The organism is Spirulina sp. CCY15215 (genome assembly GCF_016888125.1).
In the GTDB taxonomy this organism is placed as follows: Bacteria; Cyanobacteriota; Cyanobacteriia; order Cyanobacteriales; family Spirulinaceae; genus CCY15215.
On the sequence record NZ_JACSWA010000360.1, the window covers coordinates 1 to 265 of the forward strand.

Genomic DNA, 265 nt, shown 5'->3' on the forward strand with positions numbered 1-265 from the left:
ATCACTGCCTTGAAAATGGCATCGGTCGCATTGTCTTTGGTTGGAATAAAGGACAAAAGAACGGTATCAATATCGGCAAAAAGAACAATCAAAAGTTTGTTCAAATTCCTACAGCTAAACTCAAAGAACGCATCAAGCAACTTTGCGAACTGTATGGGATTGAATTTGTTGAAACTGAAGAATCGTACACCTCGCAAGCATCGTTTTTAGATGATGATTTCTTGCCGACATTCGGTGCAAAACCCGAAAGCTGGAAGCCATCAGG

Annotated in this window: 1 protein-coding gene; it reads left to right on the plus strand. The window is 40.8% G+C overall.

Annotated features, from left to right (window positions below; all coding sequences use genetic code 11):
• Positions 1 to 265 (plus strand): IS200/IS605 family accessory protein TnpB-related protein (locus tag JUI58_RS09590; protein WP_204103550.1); only part of this gene is annotated, 265 nt, incomplete at both ends.